Genomic DNA, 23,649 nt, shown 5'->3' with positions numbered 1-23,649 from the left:
GGTCGCCGACGACGGGGTCGGCGTCCTCGAAGGCGGCCGCCGCAGCGGCTCAGGAACCGCAGGCGGCGCGCGGAGTCGCTGGGCGGCGACAGCCGGCACGGACCCGGCATCGGCACGTACGGGGGCGGGCGACGGTGGTCTGGCAGGCGCCGTACTGGACCGGAAACGGAGAGCCCGTGCCGGACAGCAAGTGGCGGAGGAACGCCGTACTGAACTGGAATCGGAGAGCCGTGCCGGACAGCAAGCGGCTGCAGGCGCCGTGCTGGAAGCGGCGGCGAGCGCGGTACCGAGTCCGGCAGCCTTAGCGGCGCGCGGCCAGCAGCTGCTCGATCACGACCGCCACGCCGTCGTCGTTGTTGGCGACCGTGCGGCCGGAGGCGGCGGCGATGACGTCGGGGTGGGCGTTACCCATCGCGTACGACTGCCCGGCCCAGGTCAGCATCTCGACGTCGTTGGGCATGTCGCCGAAGGCCACGACCTCCTCGTGTGAGATGCCGCGCTCGGCGCACTCCAGGGCCAGCGTGCTGGCCTTGGAGACCCCCGGACCGCTGATCTCGAGCAGGGCGCTCGGGCTGGAGCGGGTGACGTTGGCGCGGTCGCCGATGGCGAGGCGGCCGAGGGTGAGGAACGCGTCGGGGCCGAGGTCGGGGTGGTAGGCGAGGATCTTGAGCACGGGCTCGCCGGCGCTCGGGCCGTCGACCGCTAGGATCTCCTCCGCGGACAGCAGATGGTCCGGTGTCTCCAGATGCAGCTTGGGATAGGCCGGCTCCTGGTGGAAGCCGTACGTCTGCTCGACCGCGTACACCGTGCCGGGCGCGGCGTCGCGCAGCAGCCGTACGGCGTCCAGCGCGTTCTCCCTGGCCAGCCCGCGCACCTTCACGAAGCGGTGGGCGCCGGGGCCGCCGTGCAGGTCGACCACGGCCGCGCCGTTGCCGCAGATCGCCAGGCCGTGGCCGTGGACGTGGTCGCTGACGACGTCCATCCAGCGGGCCGGGCGGCCGGTGACGAAGAAGACCTCGACGCCCGCCTCCTCGGCGGCGGCCAGCGCGGCGACCGTCCTCGGGGAGACCGACTTGTCGTCGCGCAGCAGGGTGCCGTCGAGATCGGTGGCGATCAGCCGGGGTGGGGTCGCGAAGGCGGAGCTCTCGGGCTGTCGGGTCGCTGAGGTCACCGAGCCATTCTCACGCATATGCCCGCACGCAAGTGCGGTGCTGCGCACAGATGAGACACAGATGACTCCCGAAGCATCCCCGGGCCATGCCCAGCACCCTTCGGACTCCTGCCCAGTGGCACCCGGATCCGGCCCGCCGGCCTCAGGCCAGCTGGGCCGGGGCCTCCATGGCGATCTGCTCGAAGACCTTCTCGTCGGCCGCGAAGTCCGAGTCGGGGATGGGCCAGTGGATCACCAGCTCGGTGAAGCCCAGCTCCTGGTGCCGGCCGGCGAAGTCCACGAAGGCGTCCAGGGACTCCAGCGGACGGGCGCGGTCCGGGGTGAACCCCGTGAGCAGGACCTTGTCCAGCTCCGACGCGTCCCGGCAGACCGCCGCGCAGGCCTCGCCGAACTTCACCGTCTGACCGCGCAGCGCCTCGACGGACTGTTCCGGCGTGCCGTTCTCGTACAGCTTCGGGTCGCCGGTGGTCACCCACGCCTGTCCGTACCGCGCGGCCAGCTTCAGCCCGCGCGGGCCGGTGGCCGCGACCGCGAAGGGCAGCCGGGGCCGCTGGACACAGCCTGGGATGTTGCGTGCCTCGTGGGCCGAGTAGAACTCGCCCTCGTACGTGACGGAGTCCTCGGTGAGCAGCCGGTCGAGCAGCGGCACGAACTCGGCGAACCGGTCGGCGCGCTCGCGTGCGGTCCACGGCTCCCGGCCCAGCGCGGTGGCGTCGAAGCCGGTCCCGCCGGCACCGATACCGAGCGTCACCCGGCCGCCGGAGATGTCGTCCAGGGAGATCAGCTCCTTGGCGAGTGTCACCGGATGCCGGAAGTTCGGCGAGGTGACGAGAGTACCCAGCCGCATACTCTGCGTAGCTGTCGCCGCTGCGGTCAACGTGGGTACCGCCCCGAACCACGGCCCGTCCCGGAAGGTGCGCCAGGAGAGGTGGTCGTAGGTGTAGGCGGTGTTAAACCCGAGGTCTTCGGCGCGCTGCCAGACCTTCTGTCCCTCGCCCCACCTGTGGATGGGAAGGATTACGGTGCTCAGTCGCATGCCTACGACCCTATGCTCCCGTGACTGCGAACAATGCTGAGGGATGTGTACTACATCCCGGCGCGCTGCCAGATTGCGGTGAGCGCGGTAACGGGGTCGGTGTCGGCCGGTGCAGCCGGCCACCATTCGCTGTCGTTCTCCTGGAGGTAGGGGTACCAGCGGGCGTCGGGCCCCAGGCGCAGCTGGACGCCGTGGTCGGGGAGGGCGAGACGGTGGCGCCAGGCCCTGAGGCGGACGGGGGTGTCGGTCATCTCGGCGAGGGCCGTGGTGGTGGAACCACTCAGGGCCGGGGCCGCTCGCGGCGATGTGTACGGCGTCCTGGTGCCGGGTCAGGTGCAGGGTGGTGGCGTCGCCCGACAGCAGCCGTGCCGCGCGTGCTGAGACATCGGTCATCAGGCGCTCCAGGTCCGCGCCGACGAGACCGCTGCCCGCCGGTGGGGACCGGCAGCGCGGCGGCGTGGGCGGATGGTCCGGGCAGGTCGGGCAGTCCGGGCCACCCCGGGGCGTGCTCGGCCAGGGCGGTCCAGGCGGCGTAGGCGCCGGCCGGAGCGGGCGGGGCGTCGGTGGTCCGGCCCGCTGTCCGGCGTGCGCGCAGTTCTGCGAGGACGTCGTCCCGTCCGCGACCCCGCAGAGCGAACAGCACGAACGGGTCGTCGTCGATGGTGGCGGCGATGGCGTAGCAGAGCGCGGCGGCGTGTTTGCAGGGATGGCCCGAGTCGGGGCAGGAGCACTCGGGGTCGAGAAGTACGCGATCGACGCGACCGTGGCCGAGGTGGCCCTGCGTCAGCCGGGCCCAGTAGTCGTGCTGACCTCCGACGTCGACGAGATGGCCCGGTTGTGTGGCGACCGTGTCCGGCTCATCGGCATCTGAGAGGGGCAGCTGCGACAGCTGACCGAAGGAAATCCTCGCAAGTCAGGCTGCGACAGGTGAGAAAGCCTTGACTGAGGTGACGAGCGTGCCCAGACGCACCCGTCCGTGACGGACGCGGCGGCGGTCAGCGTCGGAATCGCACCGAACACGTGCCGTCCCGGAAACTTCGCCACGACAGGTGGTCGTAGGTGTACGCGGTGTGGAAGCCCAGCTCCTCGGCCCGCGTCCACGCGGCACGACCGCCCTCGCTCCAGCGGCGCTACGGCAGGATCACGGTGCTCAGAGGCAGACTCATGCGTCCGAGACCAAGGGGCCTCACTGACAACGGACGAAACGGTCACCTACGCGGCCGCTCAGCCACGCCCTGACGAGGCGCCCCCCACTGCGGAAGGCTCTGGTCCGAACCAGTCATCGTGCAGGGGGTCAGTGGGGGTCAGTGCGGCTCGGGGAACCGCAGGTATTCCGGCGGTACCGCCTTCGTCAGCCACACCCCGTTCGCACTGATGTGGAAGACATGGCCGGCGCTGTGCATCGCGCCCGCGTCGACCGACAGCACGACCGGGCGGCCGCGCCGGGCACCGACCCGGGTCGCGGTCTCGCGGTCAGCCGACAGATGCACATCGTGCCTGCTCATCGGGCGGAGACCCGCCGTCCGGATCGCGTCCAGGTTCCGTGCCACAGTCCCGTGGTAGAGGTACGGCGGCGGGGTCGCCGGCGGCAGTCCGAGTTCGACGTCGATACTGTGGCCCTGGCTGGCGCGGATCCGGGGGCCTTCGATCGCGAAGCGCTGCTTGTCGTTGGCGGCGACGACATGGTCGAGTTCCTCGCGGGTGACCGGGAAGCCGTGCGCCGCTGCCGCCGCGAGCAGTGTGTCGATCTCCACCCAGCCGGCCTCGTCGAGCGTGAGGCCGATGCGTTCGGGCTGGTGGCGCAGGTGTTTCGAGAGGTACTTCGACACCTTCACGGTCCGCCGCTCGTCCCGCACTTTGTCGTTCTGTCCGATGTTCGGTTTGTCGTTCACACCACCAGCGTGCCGGGAGAGACACGGATCACGCAGATATTTTCTGCCGGAGGTTTGATCCACAACCAAGTGCGGTTATCCACAGGCCAATTGGCTGGACTGTGGACAACTGCTGGGCGATTCAGGGTGTTTCGTCAAGATCGTTAATAGAGACGTGATGTGCGGCGAGAGCATCCAAGTGGCGTGCCCGCACCTCCCGTTCGGCTGCCAGGGTGATGAACTCGGCTATGTGGTCCGGGCCAACGAGGCGTCGTACGGCCTGGATTGCGTCGGCGGGGAGAGGCACGGTACGCGTCTCCTCCCGGTTCTTCGGCTGTTCTCCGGCACCAAGTTGCCTGCGTACTTCGCGGGTCGCGAACAGACGCATGGCCCGGGCCAGTTCGGCGTCCACGGTCTGCTGGGCGAGGGGGCGCAGACGTCGTACGAGGGAGGCCGCTTCGACTGCTTTCGCGTCGCTGCGGTGGTGTGGGTCGTCGAGATAGCGGGCGAAGACGTGCTCGGTGGTGAACTCCAGGAAACGGGAGGCTATGTGCTCGACCTGGAACCTCAACTCCCGCAGGTGGTCAGAGATCGCGGTGAGCGGTACCCCGGCCGCGTGCAACTCGGCTGCCACCGCCAGCTCTTGGGGGCTCGGGACGAGGAAGGAGTCGGGGTCGCCCGCGACCGGTTCCAGTATGCCCAGTTCCACCGCCTCGGCCACGGCCGTGTCGTCGGGGGTGCCGCCGAAGCGGGCGTCCAGGTCGGCGCGGGAGAGGCGGGCCGGTTCCTCGTCGGTCCAGGGGCCCTCGGCCTCGGTGACGAGGCCGAGGACGCCGGCCAGGCCGCGGCCGGTGTCCCAGGCTTCGAGGAGTTCCTTGATGGAGGCCAGGGTGTAACCGCGGGCGAGGAGGTCGGCGATCTGGTGGAGGCGGGTGAGATGGGCGTCGGAGTAGAGGTTGGCGCGGCCCTGGCGCTCCGGGCGGGGGAGGAGACCTTTGTCCTGGTAGGCGCGGATGGTTCGGACGGTGGTTCGGGAACGGTGGGCCAGGTCTTCGATGCGGTACGTCTTTTGGGGTGGTGGGTCGGCCGTCACAGCCTCGGCTCCATCCGTGCGATCCGCCTCAGCACCCCCGGCGCCACCCGCGACAGCAACCGTGCCCCCCGCGCCTCCGGGGTCACGGGTACCACCGCCCTGTTGTGCTCCACCGCCTCCAGAATCGCTGAAGCGACCTTCTCCGGCGGGTAGTTCCGCATCCCGTACAGGCGGGCCGAGCGCTTCTGCCTGCGCCGTTGCTCCTCCTCGTCGACTCCGGTGAAGCGGGCCGTCGACGTGATGTTGGTGTTGATGAAGCCGGGGCAGATCGCGGTCACGCCGATGCGCTGAGCGGCGAGTTCGGCGCGCAGGCACTCGGACAGCATCAGGACCGCCGCCTTGGAGGTGCTGTAGGCCGGCAACGCCCGCGAAGGCTGGTACGCGGCAGCCGACGCGACGTTCACGATATGGCCGCCCTGGCCGCGTTCCGCCATCCGCGCGCCGAACAGGCGGCAGCCGTGGATCACGCCCCAGAGGTTGACGTCCAGGACCTTGCGCCAGTCCTCCGCGGTCGTCGTGAGGAACGAGCCCGACAGGCCGATGCCCGCGTTGTTGACCAGCACGTCCAGGACCCCGTGCTCCCGGTGGACCCGCTCGGCGAGCTTCTCCATGGCCTGCTCGTCGGAGACGTCGGCCGTCTCGGCCCAGGCGTCCGCCGCTCCGACCAGCCGGGACAGCTCGGCGGTGCGGGCGGCGGCCTCCGCGTCCCGGTCCACGGCCACCACGCGCGCGCCCGCCTCCGCGAACGCGAAAGCCGTGGCCCGGCCGATGCCGCTGCCCGCGCCGGTGATCAGGACCAACTGTCCCGCGAACCGCTGGGCGTGGCGGTCCGCTCGCTTCGGCTCGGTGCCCCGGCCGCCCTCGACGGAGATCACGAACTCCTCGATCCAGGCCGCCACCTGGTCCGGCCGGGTACGGGGGATCCAGTGCTTGTCGGGCAGGGTGCGGCGGGTCAGCTGCGGTGCCCAGCGTTCCAGGTCGTCGTACAGCCGCTCGGAGAGGAACGCGTCGCCCAGGGGCGTGATGAGCTGCACGGGCGCGTGCGCGTACGCGTCCTCGCGTGGGCGGCGCAGCCGGGGCCTTACGTTGTCGCGGTACAGCCAGGCGCCGTGCGCCGCGTCGGAAGGGAGGGAGGCGGTCGGGTAGTCCCCGGCGGGGAGCCTCTCGGCCCGCTGGAGGAGCCTCGGCCAGGCCTTGCCGAGCGGGCCGCGCCAGGCCAGTTCGGGGACGACGGGGGTGTGCAGCAGGTACACGTACCAGGACTTGGCGCCCTGGCCGAGGAGCTGTCCCACCCGGCGGGGGGTCGGGCGCTTCACGCGCGCGTTGATCCAGTGGCCGAAGTGGTCGAGGGACGGCCCGGACATCGAGGTGAAGGAGGCGATACGGCCCTCCGTACGCGCCACCGTGACGAACTCCCAGGACTGCACCGAGCCCCAGTCGTGGCCGACGAGGTGGACCGGGCGGTCCGGGCTGACCGCGTCGATCACCGCCAGGAAGTCGTCGGTCAGTTTGGCCAGTGTGAAGCCGCCGCGCAGCGGTTGCGGTGCGGTCGAGCGGCCGTGGCCCCGGACGTCGTACAGCACGACGTGGAAGCGCTCGGCGAGGCGGGGCGCGACCTCGGACCAGACCTCCTTGCTGTCCGGGTAGCCGTGGACGAGGACGACCGTCGGCTGTGCCGGATCGCCCAGTTCCGCCACGCACAGTTCGATGCCGCCGGCGCGCACCCGGCGCTCGCGCGCGCCCTTCAGTGCCGTCACCTGTCCGCCGCCCAGCTCCGTCACTTGTCCTCCGCCCAGCGCCGCACGTGCGGCAGATCGTCGTCCAGCCAGAAGGCGCTCTGCTCGGGGTCCCGGGAGTCGGTGACCACGAGGATCTCCTCGAACTTGGCTCCTGTGCCCCGGAAGCCGAGGTGCGGTTCGACCGCCCACAGGCCCGGCCGGGGCGGGTGGTCGGAGAAGCGGTACGGAGACCACAGGGGCGACCAGCCCTCGCGGTGGCCGTGCAGGGCGTCGGCCGCCAGGCCCTTCAGGGACTGGGTGCCGAACCCGAAGAGATGAGGTGACCAGCGGTGCTGCTTCACCCGGTCCACCTTGTGGGCGATCACGCCGAACGGGTACGCGCGGTGCCGGTTGGCGTAGCCCTGGCGGACCATGAGGCGGTCCACGTCCTCGTAGATCTCGCGCAGCGGGCGCCGCTCGCGCACCTCGCGCAGGATCAGCTGCCGGTGTGCCTCCAGGTCGGCCATCAGCCGGTCCTGTACGGGGTTGATCCCGAGGGAGCCCGAGTAGCCGATGTCGGCCGTGTAGCCGTCGTACACCGGGGCCAGGTCCAGGATGAACGGCATTCCGGGCGCGAGCCGGCGGTCGGTCGGGAAGAACTGGAGCGGTATGCGGAAGTCCGTGAACGCGGTGCGGTCGCCGAACCAGGCGAAGGGGAGGTGGAACCAGTCCCGTACGCCACGCGCGCGGAGCCACGCGCGCTGCATCCGGGCCGCCTCGCGCTCGGTGATCCCGGGCTCCAGCCGGGCCGCGACCGCCTCCGCGCATGCGTACGAGAGTCGCTGCACCCGCCGGAAACCCTGGAGCTCCGTGGCGCGTTCGGAGAGTACGTCCTGCACTGTCGTCATCCGCCCCGTCCCCATCGACTGCGGTACGCGTCCGTAACTTGACACTGGCGAATGTGACAGTTGTTAGAGGCGACGTCAATAGGAGGTGCAAGGCCTGTGGACAACTCCGCGTAGCTCTCAGGCAGGGGATCCCCTAGGGTCCCGTAATACTCGAGAGTGATGCGAAGACGGCTCTCGGGTCTGACGACCTCCGTGGTCCGCATCACTACCTTCGATGACGTGACTGTGATCGCGACCGAAAGCCTGAGCAAGCGGTTCCCCCGGGTGACCGCGCTCGACCGGCTGTCCGTGGACATCGGACCCGGTGTGACCGGACTCGTCGGAGCCAACGGCGCCGGCAAGTCCACCCTGATCAAGATCCTGCTGGGTCTAGCCCCCGCTACCGAGGGCCGGGCCGAGGTGCTCGGCCTCGACGTGGCGACCAAGGGTGCCGCCATCCGCGAGCGGGTGGGCTATATGCCGGAGCACGACTGCCTGCCGCCCGACGTCTCGGCCACCGAGTTCGTCGTGCACATGGCCCGCATGTCCGGCCTGCCGCCCGCCGCCGCACGCGAGCGCACCGCCGACACCCTGCGCCATGTCGGGCTCTACGAGGAGCGGTACCGCCCCATCGGCGGCTACTCGACCGGCATGAAGCAGCGTGTGAAGCTCGCCCAGGCGCTGGTGCACGACCCGCAGCTGGTCTTCCTGGACGAGCCCACCAACGGCCTCGACCCGGTCGGCCGTGACGAGATGCTCGGCCTGATCCGCCGTATCCACACCGACTTCGGCATCTCGGTCCTGGTCACCTCGCACCTGCTCGGCGAACTGGAGCGCACCTGCGACCACGTGGTCGTCGTCGACGGCGGCAAGCTGCTGCGCTCCAGCTCCACCACCGACTTCACCCAGTCCACGACCACCCTCGCGATCGAGGTCACCGACAGCGAAGAGCACCCCGACGGCACCCGCGCGGTGCGTGACGCGCTGCACGCGCGCGGGGTGGAGACGGACCACGAGGGCGGCGGCCTCCCCGGCGCCGGCCACATCCTGCTGCTCACCGCCCAGGGCGAGGAGACGTACGACCTGGTGCGTGACGTCGTCGCCGACCTCGGTCTCGGCCTGGTCCGCATGGAGCAGCGCAGGCACCACATCTCCGAGGTCTTCACCAGCAGCGACGAGCAGCGGAAGGAGGCGGCCGTCCATGGCGGTTGAGCAGCCCCTGGCCACCCCCGCGGGTGACCAGTCCCGTATCCACGACATCGGCTACCGCGGCTACGACGGCCCGCGCCTGGGCCGCGCCTACGCCCGCCGTTCCCTCTACTCACAGTCCCTGCGCGGCTCCTACGGCCTCGGCCGCTCGGTGAAGTCCAAGGTGCTGCCGATGCTGCTGTTCGCGGTGATGTGCGTGCCCGCGGCCATCATGGTGGCCGTCGCCGTCGCCACCAAGGCGCACGAACTCCCGGTGTCCTACACGCGGTACGCGATCATCATGCAGGCCGTCATCAGCCTGTACGTCGCCTCGCAGGCACCGCAGGCCGTCTCGCGCGACCTGCGCTTCAAGACCATCCCGCTGTACTTCTCGCGGCCCATCGAGACCGCCGACTACGTCCAGGCCAAGTTCGCGGCCCTGGCCTCGGCGATGTTCATCCTGACCGGCGCCCCGCTGGTCGTGATGTATGTGGGTGCCCTGCTCTCCAAGATGGGCTTCGCCCACCAGACCAAGGAATTCGCCCAGGGACTGGTCGCCGTGGCCCTGCTCTCGCTCCTGTTCGCCGGAATCGGCCTGGTCATCGCGTCGGTCACGCCACGCCGCGGCTTCGGTATCGCCGCCGTGATCGCCGTGCTGACCATCTCCTACGGTGCCGTCTCCACCCTCCAGGCCATCGCCGACGCCCAGGGCAGCGGCAGCGCCGTCCCCTGGATCGGCCTGTTCTCCCCGGTCACGCTGATCGACGGCGTGCAGTCCGCGTTCCTGGGCGGCAGCTCCGCCTTCCCGGGCGGGATCGGCCCGTCCCACGGCGAGGGCGCTGTGTACGTCCTGGTCGTCCTGGGCCTGATCGCCGCGTGCTACGGCCTGCTGGTGCGCCGCTACAAGAAGGTGGGACTGTGACCACGCTCTCCATCGACCACGTCTCCCGCTGGTTCGGCAACGTGGTCGCCGTCAACGACATCACCATGACCATCGGCCCCGGCGTCACCGGCCTCCTCGGCCCCAACGGCGCCGGCAAGTCCACCCTCATCAACATGATGGGCGGCTTCCTGGCCTCCTCCACCGGGACGGTCACCCTCGACGGTCAGCCGGTCTGGCGCAACGAGGGCATCTACAAGCACATCGGCATCGTCCCCGAACGCGAGGCGATGTACGACTTCCTCACCGGCCGCGAATTCGTCGTCGCCAACGCCGAGTTGCACGGCCTAGGCGCCAAGGCCGCCCAGAAGGCCCTCGCCACGGTCGAGATGGAGTACGCGCAGGACCGCAAGATCTCGACGTACTCCAAGGGCATGCGCCAGCGCGTGAAGATGGCGTCCGCCCTGGTCCACGACCCCTCCCTGCTCCTCCTCGACGAGCCCTTCAACGGCATGGACCCGCGCCAGCGGATGCAGCTGATGGACCTGCTGCGGAAGATGGGCGACGACGGCCGCACGGTGCTGTTCTCCTCGCACATCCTCGAAGAGGTCGAACAACTCGCCTGGCACATCGAGGTCGTGGTCGCCGGACGGCACGCGGCCAGCGGCGACTTCCGCAGGATCCGCCGGCTGATGACCGACCGCCCGCACCGCTACCTGATCCGCTCCAGCGACGACCGCGCCCTCGCGGCCGCACTGATCGCCGACCCGTCGACCTCGGGCATCGAAGTCGACCTCACCGAGGGCGCGCTGCGCATCCAGGCCGTCGACTTCGGCCGCTTCACCGCCCTGCTGCCGAGGGTCGCCCGCGACCACGGCATCCGGCTGCTCACGGTCTCGCCGTCCGACGAGTCCCTCGAATCCGTGTTCTCGTATCTGGTCACGGCGTAGGAGGCCGAAGATGTACGACCCCACAGTCGCCCGGCTCACTTATCGAGCCCTGCTCGGCCGCCGCCGGGCTCTCATCCTGGGGGCGCTGCCCCTGCTGCTCATCGCGATCTCCGTCGTCGTCCGCGGCCTAGCAGGCGCCGACGACCAGACGGCCTCCGACCTGCTCGGCGGCCTCGCGCTCGCGACCATGGTGCCGATCATCGGCGTCATCGCCGGCACGGGTGCGATCGGCCCGGAGATCGACGACGGCTCGGTGGTGTACCTGCTGTCCAAGCCGATCAAACGGCCGACGATCATCCTCACCAAGCTGATCGTGGCCATCGCCGTGACGATGGTCTTCTCGGCCCTGCCGACACTGATCGCGGGCTTCATCCTCAACGGCAACGGCCAGCAGATCGCCGTCGCCTACACGGTGGCCGCACTGGTCGCGTCGATCGCCTACGCGGCGCTCTTCCTGCTGCTGGGCACGGTGTCCCGGCACGCGGTGGTCTTCGGGCTCGTCTACGCGCTGGTCTGGGAGGCCCTGTTCGGCTCCCTCGTCCCGGGCGCGCGCACGCTGAGCGTCCAGCAGTGGTCCCTGGCGGTCGCCCACAAGGTGACCGGCGGCGAGCTGGTCACATCCGACGTGTCACTGGCGACGGCCACGGTTCTGCTGATCGCGGTGACCGTCCTGGCGACCTGGTACGCCGGCCAGAAGCTGCGCTCGCTGACGCTGGCGGGCGAGGAGTAGACGCCCGGCTTATTGACGGGGGCTTCACCTCTGTCCGGGCACACTGGACAAAGCCGGGTGTACTGCGTAGGAGGCGCGGGATGTCTGAGGGTTTCGGAGACGGGGACTGGGACGGGCTTGTCCTGGACGAGGACTTCATACGGTCCGCGGGGACTTCGGAGCCGTCCGCGCGGGCGCGGATGCTGGCTGCGAAGTGGCGGGCCAAGTCGCCGGAACCTCAGCCGTGGCGGTCGGACGAGCCGCCCGCCGGGTGGTTCTTCAGCAAGGTGCGGCGCCGGTGGTGGCGTCGGTAGGCGTCTTTTAATTCGGTGGCTTCCAACTCGGCGAACAGGCACAGTTGTCGTGTCGGCCCATGAACCGGGCCCATGAACCGGGAGAGGAGCCGGACGATGTCCATGCACGACAGTACGTCCCGCTCCCTTCAGGGCAGCCCGCGGCAAACCGCGATGTAGCTGCCCGGGGCGGCCGCTTCGAGCACGCGATGTCGCTCTCGCGTGGGCCGCCCACCCGGAGGATTGGCCGAGTGGTAAGGCACCGGCTTGCGCTGTGCTTGATTCGAGGCAAGTCGTGGTCGGGCCTGGAAAGCCCGCGCACGTTCGATCCGTGCATCCTCCGCAATGCGTTGAAGACGCCTCGGCCGAAGCCGCAGCGAACGCCGGGGCTCAGCCCAGCAGACGTTCCAGCACCACAGCGATCCCGTCCTCCTCGTTGGAGGCCGTCACCTCGTCCGCCACGGCCTTCAGCTCGGCATGAGCGTTGGCCATGGCCACGCCCCGAGCAGCCCAGGCGAACATCGGGATGTCGTTGGGCATGTCGCCGAAGGCGATCGTGTCGGCGGCCTTCAGGCCCAGCCGGCGCGCGGCCAGCGACAGGCCCGTCGCCTTCGACAGTCCCAGCGGCAGGAGCTCCACGATTCCGGCGCCCGCCATGGCCACCGTGACGAAACCGCCGGCCGCCTGACGGGCCACCTCGGCCAGCTCGTCGTCGGAGAGCTCGGGATGCTGGATGTAGATCTTGTTCAGCGGAGCCGCCCAGAGATCCACCGCGTCCGTGAACGGCGTCGACGGTAGCTTCCCTGTCACCGCGTACCCCGGCCCCACCAGCACGTCGCCGTCGAGGCCGTCGCGGCTCGCGGCGAGGTACAGCGGGCCGACCTCGGCCTCGATCTTCGCCAGGGCGACCCCGGCCAGCTGGCGGTCCAGTGTCACGGACGTCAGCAGGCGGTGGGACCCGGCGTCGTACACCTGCGCCCCCTGACCGCACACGGCGAGGCCGTGGTAGCCGAGGTCGTCGAGGATGGGCCGGGTCCAGGGGACGGCGCGGCCGGTGACGACGATATGGGCGGCGCCCGCCGCGGTGGCCGCGGCGAGCGCGTCACGGGTGCGCTGCGAGATCGACTCGCCAGAGCCGAGCAGCGTTCCGTCGAGGTCGGTGGCGATCAGCCCGTAGGGGAAGCTCACCGGGACACCGGCTCCAGGACCTCCCGGCCGCCCAGATACGGGCGCAGCACCTCGGGGACCCGGACCGAACCGTCGGCCAGCTGGTGGTTCTCCAGGATCGCCACGATCGTGCGGGGCACGGCGCACAGCGTGCCGTTCAGCGTGGCCAGCGGCTTGACCTGCTTGCCGTCGCGGAGCCGGATCGACAGCCGGCGGGACTGGAACTCGGTACAGTCCGACGTCGACGTCAGCTCGCGGTACTTGCCCTGCGTCGGGATCCACGCCTCGCAGTCGAACTTACGGGCGGCCGACGCGCCGAGGTCACCGGAGGCGACGTCGATCACGCGGAACGGCAGCTCCAGCGAGGTCAGCCACTGCTTCTCCCAGGCCAGCAGACGCTGGTGCTCCGCCTCCGAGTCCTCGGGGGCGACATAGGAGAACATCTCCACCTTGTCGAACTGGTGGACGCGGAAGATGCCCTTCGTGTCCTTGCCGTGCGAACCGGCCTCGCGGCGGAAGCAGGGCGAGAAGCCGGCGTAGCGCAGCGGGAGCCGCTCGGCGTCGATGATCTCGTCCATGTGGTACGCGGCGAGGGGCACCTCGGACGTGCCGACCAGGTAGAGGTCGTCCTTGTCCAGGTGGTAGACGTCCTGGGCGGCCTGGCCGAGGAAGCCGGTGCCCGCCATGGACTGGGGCCGGACCAGAGCCGGGGTCAGCATCGGCGTGAAGCCGGCCTCCGTGGCCTGCGCGATCGCCGCGTTGACCAGCGCCAGCTCCAGGAGAGCGCCGACACCGGTCAGGAAGTAGAAGCGGGAGCCGGACACCTTTGCGCCGCGCTCGACGTCGATCGCGCCGAGCAGCTGGCCGAGCTCCAGGTGGTCCTTGGGCTCGAAGCCCTCGGCGCCGAAGTCGCGGATCGTGCCGTGCGTCTCCAGGGTGACGAAGTCCTCCTCGCCGCCGACGGGCACGTCGGGGTGGACGAGGTTACCGAGCCTGAGCAGCAGCTCATGGGCCTCGGCGTCGGCCGCGTCGCGCTCGGCGTCGGCGGCCTTGACGTCGGCCTTCAGCTGCTCGGCCTTCTTCAGCAGCTCGGCCTTCTCGCCGCCGGCGGCCTTGGGGATGAGCTTGCCGAGCTGCTTCTGCTCGTTGCGCAGCTCGTCGAAGCGGACGCCGGAGGACCTGCGCCGCTCGTCGGCGGAGAGGAGGGAGTCGACGAGCGCGACGTCCTCTCCACGGGCGCGCTGGGACGCGCGCACACGGTCGGGGTCCTCACGGAGCAGGCGAAGGTCAATCACGGAGCCAAGGCTACCGGTGCGGGGTTGTCCCCCACGAATCACTATCGCCCCGTGTTCCGAATCGCGGCTTACGTTCCGTTATGGGGGAATTGCCAAGCGTGTCAATAAAAAGTGTCTCACTCCCCGGGACGGGGCATGCGAGCGGCTCCTGGTTGACAGGATTTCCTTGTGGGGAGCGGGACTTGGGGGCTCGGTTGTCCACAGGAATCCACACCCTCGCGAGAGTTATCCACAGGCTGTGTGGATGAGGTGTGGACTTCGGAATTGATCACTCCGGAGTCGGTGTGCGAAGAGAGGAATTCCCCGCCCAAACCGGGGCAACGCCCACTTTCGAGTGGAAAGGCGCCGCTCCAAGAGATGAACCGTGGGAAACGAGTGGACGAAGGGTGATGAGTGATCACCGCCCCATCTGTGGACCGTAGGCCGATTTGTCGACAGAGTCGGATGTCGGTGTCGACTTGTCCCCAGGTCGAGTTGCGGACCTGTGGATAACTCCTGTGGATAACGAAGATAGGAACGTATGGCCGGTTAGAAACGGCCGTCCTGGCAGCGCGCCACCCAGTCCGACGCCGCCATGAACTCCTCGTCCGACGTCCCCGGCCGTGTCGGCCCCGCGGTCTCGCCCGGCTTGATGTCCGCCCGCGGGTACGAGCCGAGGAACCGCACCTGGCGGCAGATCCGCTTCAGCCCCATCAGTGCCTCCGCCACCCGGCGGTCGGAGATGTGACCTTCGGCGTCGATGCAGAAGCAGTAGTTGCCGATGCCGGCGCCGGTGGGCCGGGACTGCAGCAGCATCAGGTTGATGCCCCGGGTGGCGAACTCGCCGAGCAGATCGCGCAGCCCGCCGGGATGGTCGTCGTTCTGCCAGAGCACGACCGAGGTCTTGTCCGCGCCGGTCGGGGCCGCGGGCCGGGCCGGACGGCCGACCAGGACGAACCGGGTCTGCGCGTTCTTCGCGTCGTGGATCTCGGTCTCCAGGGCCTCAAGGCCGTACCGCTCGGCCGCGAACTCACCGGCGAACGCGGCGTCGTAGCGGCCCTCCTGGACCAGCCGGGCGCCGTCCGCGTTCGAGGCGGCGGACTCCCAGACGGCGTTGGGGAGATGGGCCCGCAGCCAGTTGCGGACCTGCGGCTGGGCGACCGGATGCGCGGTCACCGTCTTGATCTCGGAGAGCTTGGTGCCCGGGCGGACCAGCAGCGCGAAGGTGATCGACAGCAGCACCTCGCGGTAGATCGTCAGGGGCTCGCCCGCGACCAGCTCGTCGAGGGTCGTGGTGACCCCGCCCTCGACGGAGTTCTCGATCGGCACGAACGCGGCCTCGGCCTCGCCGCCCCGCACCGCGTCCAGCGCGGACTGCACGGAGACATAGGGGATCAGCTCCCGGGTGGCCGCCTCCGGAAGGGTGCGCAGGGCGACTTCGGTGAAGGTGCCTTCGGGACCGAGATACGCATAGCTCGCTGGCATGTCCCTCACCCTAATGGGCGCAAGGGAGCGGGGCTCACGTGTCTCATCGGATCCACTCGACCGGGTGGTTTGAAACCCGGAAAGGCACCAATAGTGTTCAGAAACCACTGCGGTAACGCGGTCACCGCGGGAAACCCACCGCACGCCCGCGGAATCCACTACGCGAAACTGCCGGGCCCCGGCTCTCGGGTCTCAGCCCTCCAGCAGCCGCTGCCCCACGTACTCCCCGTCGGCCGCCCCGCCCGGCACCGCGAACAGTCCGCTCGCCTCGTGCCGGATGTACTGCGAGAGCGCGTCCCCGCGGTCCAGCTTCCGTTGCACCGGCACGAACCCGCGCAGCGGATCCGCCTGCCAGCAGACGAAGAGCAGCCCCGCGTCCGGCGTCCCGTCGGCGTCGATGCCGTCGTGGTAGGAGAACGGGCGCCGCAGGATGGCCGCGCCCCCGTTCTGGTCGGGCCGGGTGATCCGGGCGTGGGCGTTGATCGGGACGACGTAGTCGCCGTCGGACCTGGTCTTCTCCAGGTCCATGGCCGTCGTCTCGGTGCCTCCGGACAGGGGCGCTCCGTTGGACTTCCTGCGCCCGATCACGTTCTCCTGGGCGGCGATCGAGAGCTTCTCCCAGTCGTCGAGCAGCATGCGGATCCGGCGTACGACGGCGTAGGAGCCGTTCGCCATCCACGCGGGGTCGTGGGAACCGCTCGCCGGAACGAAGATCCGCTGGTCGAAGTCCGAGTCCGTCGGCTTCGGGTTGCGGGTGCCGTCCAGCTGGCCCATGAGGTTGCGGGCCGTCATGGGGTGGGCGGTGGCGCCCGGGGTGCGGTTGAAGCCGTTCATCTGCCAGCGGACCTTGGCCGCGCTGCCGGCGTCCTTCTGGATGGCGCGCAGCGCGTGGAAGGCGACCAGGGCGTCGTCGGCGCCGATCTGCACCCACAGGTCCCCGTTGCTGCGCGACTTGTCGAGGTGGTCGGAGGAGAAGTCGGGCAGGGGGTCCAGGGCGGACGGGCGCTGCTTCTCCAGGCCCGTGCGGGCGAAGAAGCTGTTGCCGAAGCCGAAGGTGATCGTCAGCGACGAGGGACCGGCATCGCGGGCCACATCCGTGTCGTTCTGCGTCATCGCCTCGCCCGCCATCAGCCGCTCGGCCGTCGTCGACCAGCGACGCAGCAGCGCGGCGGCCTCCTTCCGCCCCGCGCCCGCCGCCAGGTCGAAGGCGACGAGATGGCCGCGTGCCTGGAGGCCCTCGGTGATGCCGGGCTGATGTTTCCCGTGAAACATCGCCCGGTCGGAGCCGACCGAGCTGAGCGGAGTGGCCTGTGCGGGCGCGGCCACGTAGCCGATGCCCGCGCCCGCCGCGCCGAGTACGAATCCGGTGGCGCCGGCGGTGCCGAGCAGCGCGCGCCGGCTGACGCCTTCGGCCGGGGGAGCCGACGGGCTCTCCTCGGTGACCGGTGGACGGAGGGACTGGGACGGTTCAGCCATGGTGCGGTTCAGCCGATCTGCGCGTTCTTGGAGACGGTCACCTGGTCGATGTCGGAGGTGCGCACGGTCACGGCGATCTGCCAGTCGCCGGCCATGGGGATCTGCACTCCGTTGGCGGCCCAGTGGCCGGTGGTGACATGGTCGGGGGCGACGGGAAGCGGCCCGATCTTCTTGGCGGCGAGGGTGAAGGCGACCTTCACCTCGGGGATGTCGAAGGCCCGGCCGTTGGGGCGCTGGACGTAGACGTGCATCTCGTTGCTGCCCACGGCCGCGGGGTCGAGGTCGACGCGGACGACGCCCTTGCCGTCCTTGCCGCCGGTGTCGAAGGACATGTCGAGGGTCAGCGCGCCCGAGGACGAGTTCGATGCCGAGGACGAGGAGGAGGACGTCGCCGAGGCGGTGGCCTTGGCGTCCTGCTCGGTGCGGCCGGGTTCGGTCTGCGTCAGCACGGTCGTGACCGCGAGCAGGGCGACGGCGACCCCGGTCTCGGCGAGCACCGAGCGGCGCAGGCCGAAGCGGTTGGGGTCGGCGTCCCGGACACGTTTCTGCCGGGCGGCGTCCTTCGCGGCCTGCTGCCGGGCCAGTTGGGCGGCGCGCCCGGTGCCCTTGCCGTATACCTTCCCGCCGGACGCCCCCTTGCCGGAGTCCTTGTCGCCGGACGCGCCGGACGCGCCGGACGTGCTCGACGTGCCGGACGTGGCGGACACCTTCTTCGCGGCGGCGGCGGACGCCTTGACGGTCTCCTTCTTCTCCTTCGCCTCGGCCACTTCCTCCGTCACCGCCGTGTCCGCGAGCCGTCCCGTCCACCGCCGCGAGATGGACGCGATACCGACGAGCAGTGCCACCAGCGCGATCTTGACCAGCAGCAGCTGTCCGTAGGCGGTGTCGGTGAACGCCGACCACGAGCCGAGCTGGCGCCAGGACTGGTAGATCCCGGTGGCGACCAGCGCCACCACGCTTCCGAAGGCCACGCTGGAGAAGCGGTGTACGGCATCGGACCCGACAGGCGTGTCCGCGGGCGCCCGGTAGAGGGCGACCAGCAGAGCGGTCAGGCCGCCCAGCCAGGTGGCGACGGCGAGCAGATGGATGACGTCGACCGGCATCGCGATGCCCGGCTGGAGTCCGGTGGAGGCGTGCTCGGCCATGGCCCAGCTCGCGGCGAGCCCGGCGGCCACGACGGTCCCGCCGATGGCGAGCCCGAAGGTGAGGTCCCGCTTTTCCGCGACCTCCTCCCGCTTGTCGTAGGCCCCGAAGAGGACGGCGATGAACAGCGCGGCGGCCGCGAGCAGCAGCAGCCGGGAGACCAGGGCCGCGCCGGTCTTGGTCTGGAGGACCTGGCCGAGCAGGTTGAGGTCGAAGATGTCGCCGACGCTGCCGGATGTGCTGTAGGAGCCGCGCAGGAGCAGCAGCCAGAGAGTGGACGCGGTGAGCGTCAGCCAGCCGCCGACGACCAGCCGCTGCAGGGCCTGTACTCCGGAGCCGCGCTGCCAGCAGGCGAGGACGAAGGCGGCGCCGCCGACGAGCACGATGTACCCGGCGTATGACATGTACCGCCCGAAGCCGTAGAGCCAGCCGACGACTCCGCCGCCGGCGTCCTGCTCCCCGACCGAGGCGACGGTCCTGGAGGGCGCCCCGACGGAGAAGGTGTAGGCGCCGGCGACGGGGTGGCTGTCCGCCGAGACGACCTGCCAGGCGACGGTGTAGGTGCCCTTGCCCAGCCCGCTCTTGAGCTGTACTCCGTAGGTCGTCCCGGTCAGGTTGTCCGGCTTGGCCAGGTCGACCCGTTTGCCCTGGGGGTCGAGGACCCGGATCGAGTTGCTGTTCATCGACACGTTCTCGGAGAACGTGAGCGAGACCTGGTCGGGTGCCTTCGGGACCACCACCCCCTGGGAGGGGTCGCTGCCGAGCAGCGCGGCATGCGCGGAGGCCGGCCCGGCGCCGGCCAGCAGCGCGCCGGTGACGGCGAGGAACAGCAGCACCAGCGTGCGCAGGCGGGGGGTGATGGTCCGCGTCAAGGTCGGTCCCTCCCTCAGTGTCCGGTCGACGGGTTGTACGTGGCGGACTTCACCGGCATCTCGATGGTGAGGGGGCCGGATTTGGCAAACTTGAGCTTCAGGGTGATCGTGTCGCCCTGTTCCGGGCGGTGCTTCAGGTTCTCGAACATCAGGTGGTTGCCACCGCTTTTGAAGACGAGTTGACCGTGCGCGGGCACCTCGAATGAGTTGACCTCCTTCATCGCCCCGCCGTCGGTCTCGTGCATGGTGACCGCACCGGCGGAGTCGCTGGTGACGGACGTCAGCTCGTCCTTCGTCCCACCCATGTTGGTGATCGTCAGGAATCCGGCGGCCATGTCGGCGGAGACCGGCTGGGGCATGTAGGAGGCGCCGACGGACAGCTGCGCATCCGACGAGGAGCCCGAGGAGCCGCAGCCCGCCAGGGCCAGCGCCGTCGCCACCGCGGCGCCGGTCATGGCCACGCCGGTCAGGGCGAGCCGCCGCCCGGTCGGCGCCGGGAGGCTCAGGGCCGGCCGGGTCGGGGCCGGACGCCTCACGGGTTCTCCCCCTTGATCAGCTTGGGGAGGTCCTTGGTGTAGTCGTCGACGGTGGCGTCCTCGCCGTAGAGGACGTAACCGCCGTCGGTCTTCGGTGAGAAGGCGATGACCTGGGTGCCGTGCACCGAGACGGTCTTGCCGGTCTTCTTGTCCTTGTGGGTCGGCTCGATGGAGATGCCGAGGGTGCGGGCGCCGGCCTGGATGGTGGAGAAGTCGCCGGTCAGGCCGATGAACTGGGAGTCGATGCCCTTGAGCCACTTGCCGAGTTCGGCCGGGGTGTCGCGGGCGGGGTCGGTGGTGACGAACACGACCCGCAGCTTGGCCTGGTCGGCCTTGGACAGCGCCTTCTTGGCGACCGCGAGGTTGTTCATGGTCAGCGGGCAGACGTCGGGGCAGTGCGTGTAGCCGAAGTAGACGAGCGTCGGCCTGCCCTTGGTCTCGGCGCGCAGGTCGTACTTCGCGCCGTGGGTGTCGGTGAGCACCAGATCCGGCTTCTCGAACGGCTGGTCCAGAATGGTCGCGGCCTTGTTCGAGGTGTCCCCGGCGACCACGGTGACGGGTGACTTGCCGTCGTCGCCGCTGCCGCAGGCGGAGAGGGTCAGGGTGGCGGCGGCGAGCAGCGCGGCCGCGGCGAACGTCTTCTTGCGCATAGGAAAATGTCCCAGATGTGAGTGATCCGGCGCGCACCGGGGGCGTACGAGGGCTGCCCGGGCTGTACCCGTGCTGTCGGAGCCCCGACAGCCTCGCACGGCCCCCTGTGCGCTACGGACGGGGAGTTCAGGCCTTGGAGCCGGTGGACCGGCGGCGGCCCGCGAGGACGCCGTAGGCGACCCCGGCCGCGCCGACGACGATGCCGACGACGCCGAGGACGCGGGCGGTGGTGTCACTGCCGCCGGAGGAGTCGGAGCCGTCGGAGGCCGTGGTCTCGGTCTTGGCCGCGGTGTCCTCGGCGGCGGTGCTCCCGTGCTCGTCGTGGGTGGCGGCGGACAGCGCGAGGGCCGGGGCCGGGTTCTCGGGCTCCGCCTGGCCCTTCTGCTGGACCTCGATCCAGCGGACGACCTCCTTGTTGGAGTACGTCTGGATCGCCTTGAAGACCAGTTCGTCGGTGTCCTCGGGCAGGGCGCCCACGGAGAGCGGGAACTTCTGGAAGTAGCCCGGCTCGATCCCCTTGTCCTCGGCGGTCCAGGTGACCTTGGTGACCGCCTCGTCGATCTTCTCGCCGTGCATGTCCATCGGCTTGGCCAGCTTGGACTTGGTGACCTCGATCTTCCAGCCGGCCATCGGCTGCGGCATCACGGAGGCCAGCGGGTGGTCGGTGGGGAAGCTGACCTCGAGCTTGGTGGTCGAGGCATTGTCGCGTTCGTTGGGGACCTTGAAGTCGATGACCGTGTAACCGCCCTTGGCGGCGGCGCCCTCGGGCTGCACGGTGACGTGTGCGAACGCGGGTGAGGAGACGGCCAGGACGGCCGTGCCCGCGACGGCGGCGACGGCGGCGATACGAGAAACCTTCATGGCAGGGAGCACTCCACTCTGAGTGAGTTCTGTCGTTTGAGGGGGTCGCGCGGGCAGTGGGAAGCGCACGCGCGCGTGCCGCACGACGGCGGCCGGCCCCTCCCGATCCGGACAGATCCAGGGGAGTGCTGAGGTCGCGTCGCGTCAGGCGGCGAGAAGGAGTGGGGCGGCGGCCATGGGCGGCCCGCGCCGGATCACGGAGTGCTGGAGTGCGACGGTGTGCGGCGCGGGCGGTTCGGTCCAGGTGCCGCGACGGCCGTGAGCGGGCGCCTCCGGTACGGCCATGAGCCCGGCGCACAGTGCGCACGCCAGCGCGAGCGCCCCGCGCAGAGAACGGACGAGCGCCCCCTCCGCGACCCCGTGCGCCGACAGCTCGATCAGCCGCAGCAACGCCAGGTCGCCCCGGCGCAGCAGCCATCCGGCCACCACGGCCGCGAGGACGTGTCCGAGCAGCATGGGCACGGAGGGCAGCAGCCAGCCGGAGGCCCCGGTGGCGTCCGTCGCCTGGGCCGTCCCGCTCAGGCCGGCGGCCGAACCGGTGGTGCTGAGATGCGCGTCGGAGAGGATCTTGTACGCGTGGGCGGGGCTGATCTGCGCCGCCCCGGCCCCGCACACCAGCCGCGCGGCCCGCTCGACCAGCGAGGCATCAGTCGCCGAGAGGGAAGACAGCGACGACATCGACATGTAACCGGACATCGAGCCGGACATCGAGTCGGCCGACATCGCCCCGCCGCCGTGCTGACCGAGCCCGAACAGCGTGTGCAGCACCGTCTGCAGGACCGCGAGCAGTGCCACGATCCCTGGCAGTGTGCGGGCCCGCCCGGTGAGCGGGGCGGCGAGTGCCAGGGTGCCCAGGAAGCCCGCGCCGAGAGTCCACAGCGGAACGGTCGCGCAGGAGGCCAGGGTGTGCCCCGCCGCGGCCAGTACGACGCAGAGCGCGGCGAACACCGCGGCCCGCAGGAGCCGCAGTCCGCTTCCGGTGCGCGCCGTGCGCGGGTGGGGGGCGTTCATGGCGCGCTCATCATCGCACTGGGCCCCCACCCCCCATACGGCAGGTCCACAGATTCGGTTACAGGTGAAAGGAGTGAAAGAACCGGAAGATCGTCCTTGGCATGAACCACCCGGTCATACACCGAAACCTCCCAAGGTGCATCCCCCGGATGGGCGTTCTCACATGAACGGAGTGCTTACACCCGGGCACGGGTGGCAATAGGTATCGGTATGTCGAGCCGCGGCCAGGAGGCTGGAGCATGAGCATCTGGTGGTCACTCCATCTGCGGCGTGAGGCCGCGAGCGTCCCGCTCGCCCGGCGACTGCTGATCGGCACGATGGAGACGGCGGGCGTCGACCCCGAGATCTCCTACGACCTCTCCGTCGCCCTCAGTGAGGCCTGCGCGAACGCCGTGGAGCACGGCGGGGCGGGCCGCACCTCGGAGGCGTACCGGGTCACCGCCTACCTGGACGGTGAGAAGTGCCGTATCGAAGTGGCCGATTCGGGCCCGGGGTTCGGCCCGGGGTTCGCCCGCACCCAGGAGATCAGACCCGCCCGCCCCGACGCCGAGCACGGCAGAGGGCTCTGTCTGATCAGAGAACTCGCCGATCACGTCCACATCGGCAACAAGCCGGGCCGTAGCGGCACGGTGGTCAGCTTCGACAAGATCCTCAAGTGGACCAAAGATCCTTCTCTGCTTTCGGCATGACACTCCCCCCTGCATAACCTGCGCGCTAGGGTGCGCGCATGATTCTCAGAAAGATTAAAGAAAGCGCAATACTGCCTGACGTGATATTGCGTCCCATTGCCGTCGGCGACGCGAAACCGCTGTCCGCCGCGTACGTCGGCAACCGAAAGCATCTGGAACCCTGGGAACCGGTCAGACCCGAGTCGTTCTTCACCGTCGAGGGCCAGACCGAACGCATCGATGGCCTGCTACGACAGGCCGCCGACGGGATCATGGCCCCCTGGGTCATGGAGACGGCGGAGGACCGCCGGATCGTCGGCGCGATCACCCTTTCCGGAATTTCCCTGGGTCCTTTCTGCAGTTCGTACGTCGGCTATTGGGTGGCCGGTGACCAGCAGGGCCGCGGTCTGGCCAGCGCCGCTCTGGAGCGGGTCTGCGAGATCGCCAGGGATGACCTGGGGCTCCACCGGATCGAGGCGTCCACACTGATCGACAACACGACGTCGCAACGGGTGCTGAAGAAATGCGGATTCGAGACGATCGGTGATGCGCCGCAGTATCTCCACATCAATGGAGAATGGCGGGACAGCCGGTTGTTCCAGCGCGTTCTGCACGACCGCGACCCCGCCCTGTGAAAGCGCTGCCCCACCCCTGCGACCAGCGTTTTTCCGCCGACTTCAGCTTCCTGGGCGTTCACAGCCGGTTGCCA

General features: G+C 69.9%; 25 protein-coding genes, 1 tRNA gene and 3 pseudogenes. 10 read left to right on the top strand and 19 right to left on the bottom strand.

The features are described 5' to 3' along the window. Position 1 precedes the first annotated feature (1 nt). Positions 2 to 155 (top strand): annotated as a pseudogene (locus tag ACZ7OO_RS10965) (two-component system sensor kinase); the annotation flags it as partial. Positions 156 to 301: 146 nt separating this feature from the next. Here the strand turns inward: ACZ7OO_RS10965 and ACZ7OO_RS10960 are convergent. From ACZ7OO_RS10960 to ACZ7OO_RS10945, 4 genes are all read right to left on the bottom strand, one after another. Continuing rightward, complete coding sequence (locus tag ACZ7OO_RS10960; RefSeq protein WP_471503669.1) at positions 302 to 1,189, bottom strand: HAD hydrolase family protein; 888 nt, start codon at positions 1,187 to 1,189, stop codon at positions 302 to 304. 124 nt (positions 1,190 to 1,313) lie between these two features. After that, entirely contained in the window at positions 1,314 to 2,207 is an 894-nt protein-coding gene (locus ACZ7OO_RS10955; RefSeq protein WP_471503667.1) for an LLM class flavin-dependent oxidoreductase, read from the bottom strand. Positions 2,208 to 2,257: 50 nt separating this feature from the next. Continuing rightward, positions 2,258 to 2,458, bottom strand: coding sequence for a hypothetical protein (locus tag ACZ7OO_RS10950; protein WP_471503665.1), 201 nt, complete (start codon positions 2,456 to 2,458; stop codon positions 2,258 to 2,260). 29 nt (positions 2,459 to 2,487) lie between these two features. Next, positions 2,488 to 2,994, bottom strand: a complete 507-nt coding sequence (locus ACZ7OO_RS10945; protein ID WP_471504248.1) for an SWIM zinc finger family protein — start codon at positions 2,992 to 2,994, stop codon at positions 2,488 to 2,490. Between ACZ7OO_RS10945 and ACZ7OO_RS10940 the strand changes: the two are divergent. Next, a pseudogene (locus ACZ7OO_RS10940) lies at positions 2,929 to 3,078 on the top strand (DNA-binding protein); the annotation flags it as partial. The gene ACZ7OO_RS10945 and the pseudogene ACZ7OO_RS10940 sit on opposite strands and share 66 nt — an antisense overlap. A 51-nt stretch (positions 3,079 to 3,129) precedes the next feature. Here ACZ7OO_RS10940 and ACZ7OO_RS10935 read toward each other — a convergent pair. The 5 genes and pseudogenes from ACZ7OO_RS10935 to ACZ7OO_RS10915 form a co-directional block, all read right to left on the bottom strand. Beyond that, positions 3,130 to 3,373 (bottom strand): annotated as a pseudogene (locus ACZ7OO_RS10935) (LLM class flavin-dependent oxidoreductase); the annotation flags it as partial. Positions 3,374 to 3,511: 138 nt separating this feature from the next. Then, complete coding sequence (locus ACZ7OO_RS10930) at positions 3,512 to 4,099, bottom strand: RNA 2'-phosphotransferase (RefSeq protein WP_471503663.1); 588 nt, start codon at positions 4,097 to 4,099, stop codon at positions 3,512 to 3,514. Between the two features lie 121 nt (positions 4,100 to 4,220). After that, positions 4,221 to 5,171 (bottom strand): MerR family transcriptional regulator, encoded by a 951-nt coding sequence (locus tag ACZ7OO_RS10925; RefSeq protein ID WP_471503661.1) that lies wholly within the window; start codon positions 5,169 to 5,171, stop codon positions 4,221 to 4,223. Further along, complete coding sequence (locus tag ACZ7OO_RS10920; protein ID WP_471504246.1) at positions 5,168 to 6,928, bottom strand: SDR family oxidoreductase; 1,761 nt, start codon at positions 6,926 to 6,928, stop codon at positions 5,168 to 5,170. Before ACZ7OO_RS10920 ends, ACZ7OO_RS10925 begins: the two co-directional genes overlap by 4 nt. Before the next feature lie 20 nt (positions 6,929 to 6,948). Further along, on the bottom strand, positions 6,949 to 7,797 hold the full coding sequence (locus ACZ7OO_RS10915; protein ID WP_471503659.1) for a M24 family metallopeptidase: 849 nt from the start codon (positions 7,795 to 7,797) through the stop codon (positions 6,949 to 6,951). Between the two features lie 225 nt (positions 7,798 to 8,022). Here ACZ7OO_RS10915 and ACZ7OO_RS10910 point away from each other — a divergent pair, with 225 nt between their 5' ends. From ACZ7OO_RS10910 to ACZ7OO_RS10890, 5 genes are all read left to right on the top strand, one after another. Further along, the gene (locus ACZ7OO_RS10910) at positions 8,023 to 8,988 is read left to right on the top strand and encodes an ABC transporter ATP-binding protein (protein ID WP_471504244.1); all 966 of its coding nucleotides are present in this window, start codon (positions 8,023 to 8,025) and stop codon (positions 8,986 to 8,988) included. Further along, the gene (locus ACZ7OO_RS10905) at positions 8,978 to 9,886 is read left to right on the top strand and encodes an ABC transporter permease subunit (RefSeq protein ID WP_471503657.1); all 909 of its coding nucleotides are present in this window, start codon (positions 8,978 to 8,980) and stop codon (positions 9,884 to 9,886) included. The genes ACZ7OO_RS10910 and ACZ7OO_RS10905 overlap by 11 nt, the downstream gene beginning before the upstream one ends. Then, positions 9,883 to 10,794 carry an ABC transporter ATP-binding protein gene (locus ACZ7OO_RS10900; RefSeq protein ID WP_471503655.1) on the top strand — a complete coding sequence of 304 codons (912 nt, stop codon included), beginning with the start codon at positions 9,883 to 9,885 and terminating at the stop codon, positions 10,792 to 10,794. The genes ACZ7OO_RS10905 and ACZ7OO_RS10900 overlap by 4 nt, the downstream gene beginning before the upstream one ends. A gap of 10 nt (positions 10,795 to 10,804) precedes the next feature. Continuing rightward, positions 10,805 to 11,524 (top strand): ABC transporter permease, encoded by a 720-nt coding sequence (locus ACZ7OO_RS10895; protein WP_351695747.1) that lies wholly within the window; start codon positions 10,805 to 10,807, stop codon positions 11,522 to 11,524. A gap of 80 nt (positions 11,525 to 11,604) precedes the next feature. Further along, positions 11,605 to 11,817: an SGM_3592 family protein gene (locus tag ACZ7OO_RS10890; protein ID WP_471503653.1), complete on the top strand. Its 213-nt coding sequence runs from the start codon at positions 11,605 to 11,607 to the stop codon at positions 11,815 to 11,817. On the opposite strand, the gene ACZ7OO_RS10885 is transcribed toward ACZ7OO_RS10890, so the two are convergent. Further along, a complete protein-coding gene (locus ACZ7OO_RS10885) occupies positions 11,742 to 11,921 on the bottom strand; it encodes a hypothetical protein (RefSeq protein ID WP_471504272.1) in 180 nt (59 codons plus the stop codon). The two genes, ACZ7OO_RS10890 and ACZ7OO_RS10885, sit on opposite strands and share 76 nt — an antisense overlap. Before the next feature lie 112 nt (positions 11,922 to 12,033). On the opposite strand from ACZ7OO_RS10885, the gene ACZ7OO_RS10880 reads away from it, so the two are divergent. Continuing rightward, positions 12,034 to 12,139 (top strand) — tRNA-OTHER (locus ACZ7OO_RS10880). A gap of 47 nt (positions 12,140 to 12,186) precedes the next feature. Here ACZ7OO_RS10880 and ACZ7OO_RS10875 read toward each other — a convergent pair. From ACZ7OO_RS10875 to ACZ7OO_RS10835, 9 genes are all read right to left on the bottom strand, one after another. After that, a complete protein-coding gene (locus tag ACZ7OO_RS10875) occupies positions 12,187 to 12,984 on the bottom strand; it encodes an HAD family hydrolase (protein ID WP_471503651.1) in 798 nt (265 codons plus the stop codon). Then, on the bottom strand, positions 12,981 to 14,258 hold the full coding sequence (serS, locus tag ACZ7OO_RS10870) for a serine--tRNA ligase (RefSeq protein ID WP_471503649.1): 1,278 nt from the start codon (positions 14,256 to 14,258) through the stop codon (positions 12,981 to 12,983). The genes ACZ7OO_RS10875 and serS overlap by 4 nt, the downstream gene beginning before the upstream one ends. A 528-nt stretch (positions 14,259 to 14,786) precedes the next feature. Beyond that, the gene (gene pheA / locus ACZ7OO_RS10865) at positions 14,787 to 15,722 is read right to left on the bottom strand and encodes a prephenate dehydratase (protein WP_352222513.1); all 936 of its coding nucleotides are present in this window, start codon (positions 15,720 to 15,722) and stop codon (positions 14,787 to 14,789) included. Positions 15,723 to 15,914: 192 nt separating this feature from the next. Further along, entirely contained in the window at positions 15,915 to 17,198 is a 1,284-nt protein-coding gene (gene efeB / locus ACZ7OO_RS10860; RefSeq protein WP_471503647.1) for an iron uptake transporter deferrochelatase/peroxidase subunit, read from the bottom strand. 8 nt (positions 17,199 to 17,206) lie between these two features. Continuing rightward, complete coding sequence (locus tag ACZ7OO_RS10855; RefSeq protein ID WP_471503645.1) at positions 17,207 to 19,213, bottom strand: copper resistance CopC/CopD family protein; 2,007 nt, start codon at positions 19,211 to 19,213, stop codon at positions 17,207 to 17,209. A gap of 14 nt (positions 19,214 to 19,227) precedes the next feature. Then, positions 19,228 to 19,668 (bottom strand): copper chaperone PCu(A)C, encoded by a 441-nt coding sequence (locus ACZ7OO_RS10850; RefSeq protein ID WP_471504242.1) that lies wholly within the window; start codon positions 19,666 to 19,668, stop codon positions 19,228 to 19,230. Between the two features lie 77 nt (positions 19,669 to 19,745). Beyond that, a complete protein-coding gene (locus tag ACZ7OO_RS10845) occupies positions 19,746 to 20,399 on the bottom strand; it encodes an SCO family protein (protein WP_471503643.1) in 654 nt (217 codons plus the stop codon). A 127-nt stretch (positions 20,400 to 20,526) separates the two neighbouring features. Continuing rightward, the gene (locus ACZ7OO_RS10840; RefSeq protein WP_471503641.1) at positions 20,527 to 21,261 is read right to left on the bottom strand and encodes a YcnI family copper-binding membrane protein; all 735 of its coding nucleotides are present in this window, start codon (positions 21,259 to 21,261) and stop codon (positions 20,527 to 20,529) included. A 144-nt stretch (positions 21,262 to 21,405) separates the two neighbouring features. Continuing rightward, positions 21,406 to 22,272: a hypothetical protein gene (locus ACZ7OO_RS10835; RefSeq protein ID WP_471503639.1), complete on the bottom strand. Its 867-nt coding sequence runs from the start codon at positions 22,270 to 22,272 to the stop codon at positions 21,406 to 21,408. Between the two features lie 239 nt (positions 22,273 to 22,511). Between ACZ7OO_RS10835 and ACZ7OO_RS10830 the strand changes: the two genes are divergently transcribed. Both ACZ7OO_RS10830 and ACZ7OO_RS10825 read left to right on the top strand, forming a co-directional pair. Next, positions 22,512 to 22,961 carry an ATP-binding protein gene (locus ACZ7OO_RS10830; protein ID WP_471503637.1) on the top strand — a complete coding sequence of 150 codons (450 nt, stop codon included), beginning with the start codon at positions 22,512 to 22,514 and terminating at the stop codon, positions 22,959 to 22,961. A gap of 38 nt (positions 22,962 to 22,999) precedes the next feature. Next, positions 23,000 to 23,575: a GNAT family N-acetyltransferase gene (locus ACZ7OO_RS10825; RefSeq protein ID WP_471503635.1), complete on the top strand. Its 576-nt coding sequence runs from the start codon at positions 23,000 to 23,002 to the stop codon at positions 23,573 to 23,575. Positions 23,576 to 23,649 lie beyond the last annotated feature (74 nt).

It is taken from the genome of Streptomyces sp. NPDC111744 (assembly GCF_055634995.1).
The sequence above is the reverse complement of the archived record's forward strand: the minus strand, read 5'-3'. Positions and strand labels throughout refer to the sequence as shown.

Excerpts from the sequence above, each read along its gene's own strand:
- ACZ7OO_RS10960 (WP_471503669.1), bottom strand. The coding sequence starts at position 1,189 with ATGCGTGAGAATGGCTCGGTGACCTCAGCGACCCGACAGCCCGAGAGC.
- ACZ7OO_RS10955 (WP_471503667.1), bottom strand. The coding sequence starts at position 2,207 with ATGCGACTGAGCACCGTAATCCTTCCCATCCACAGGTGGGGCGAGGGA.
- ACZ7OO_RS10950 (WP_471503665.1), bottom strand. The coding sequence starts at position 2,458 with ATGACCGACACCCCCGTCCGCCTCAGGGCCTGGCGCCACCGTCTCGCC.
- ACZ7OO_RS10915 (WP_471503659.1), bottom strand. The coding sequence starts at position 7,797 with ATGACGACAGTGCAGGACGTACTCTCCGAACGCGCCACGGAGCTCCAG.
- ACZ7OO_RS10905 (WP_471503657.1), top strand. The coding sequence starts at position 8,978 with ATGGCGGTTGAGCAGCCCCTGGCCACCCCCGCGGGTGACCAGTCCCGT.
- ACZ7OO_RS10895 (WP_351695747.1), top strand. The coding sequence starts at position 10,805 with ATGTACGACCCCACAGTCGCCCGGCTCACTTATCGAGCCCTGCTCGGC.
- ACZ7OO_RS10890 (WP_471503653.1), top strand. The coding sequence starts at position 11,605 with ATGTCTGAGGGTTTCGGAGACGGGGACTGGGACGGGCTTGTCCTGGAC.
- ACZ7OO_RS10885 (WP_471504272.1), bottom strand. The coding sequence starts at position 11,921 with ATGGACATCGTCCGGCTCCTCTCCCGGTTCATGGGCCCGGTTCATGGG.
- pheA (WP_352222513.1), bottom strand. The coding sequence starts at position 15,722 with ATGCCAGCGAGCTATGCGTATCTCGGTCCCGAAGGCACCTTCACCGAA.
- efeB (WP_471503647.1), bottom strand. The coding sequence starts at position 17,198 with ATGGCTGAACCGTCCCAGTCCCTCCGTCCACCGGTCACCGAGGAGAGC.
- ACZ7OO_RS10850 (WP_471504242.1), bottom strand. The coding sequence starts at position 19,668 with ATGACCGGCGCCGCGGTGGCGACGGCGCTGGCCCTGGCGGGCTGCGGC.
- ACZ7OO_RS10845 (WP_471503643.1), bottom strand. The coding sequence starts at position 20,399 with ATGCGCAAGAAGACGTTCGCCGCGGCCGCGCTGCTCGCCGCCGCCACC.
- ACZ7OO_RS10840 (WP_471503641.1), bottom strand. The coding sequence starts at position 21,261 with ATGAAGGTTTCTCGTATCGCCGCCGTCGCCGCCGTCGCGGGCACGGCC.
- ACZ7OO_RS10835 (WP_471503639.1), bottom strand. The coding sequence starts at position 22,272 with ATGAACGCCCCCCACCCGCGCACGGCGCGCACCGGAAGCGGACTGCGG.
- ACZ7OO_RS10830 (WP_471503637.1), top strand. The coding sequence starts at position 22,512 with ATGAGCATCTGGTGGTCACTCCATCTGCGGCGTGAGGCCGCGAGCGTC.
- ACZ7OO_RS10825 (WP_471503635.1), top strand. The coding sequence starts at position 23,000 with ATGATTCTCAGAAAGATTAAAGAAAGCGCAATACTGCCTGACGTGATA.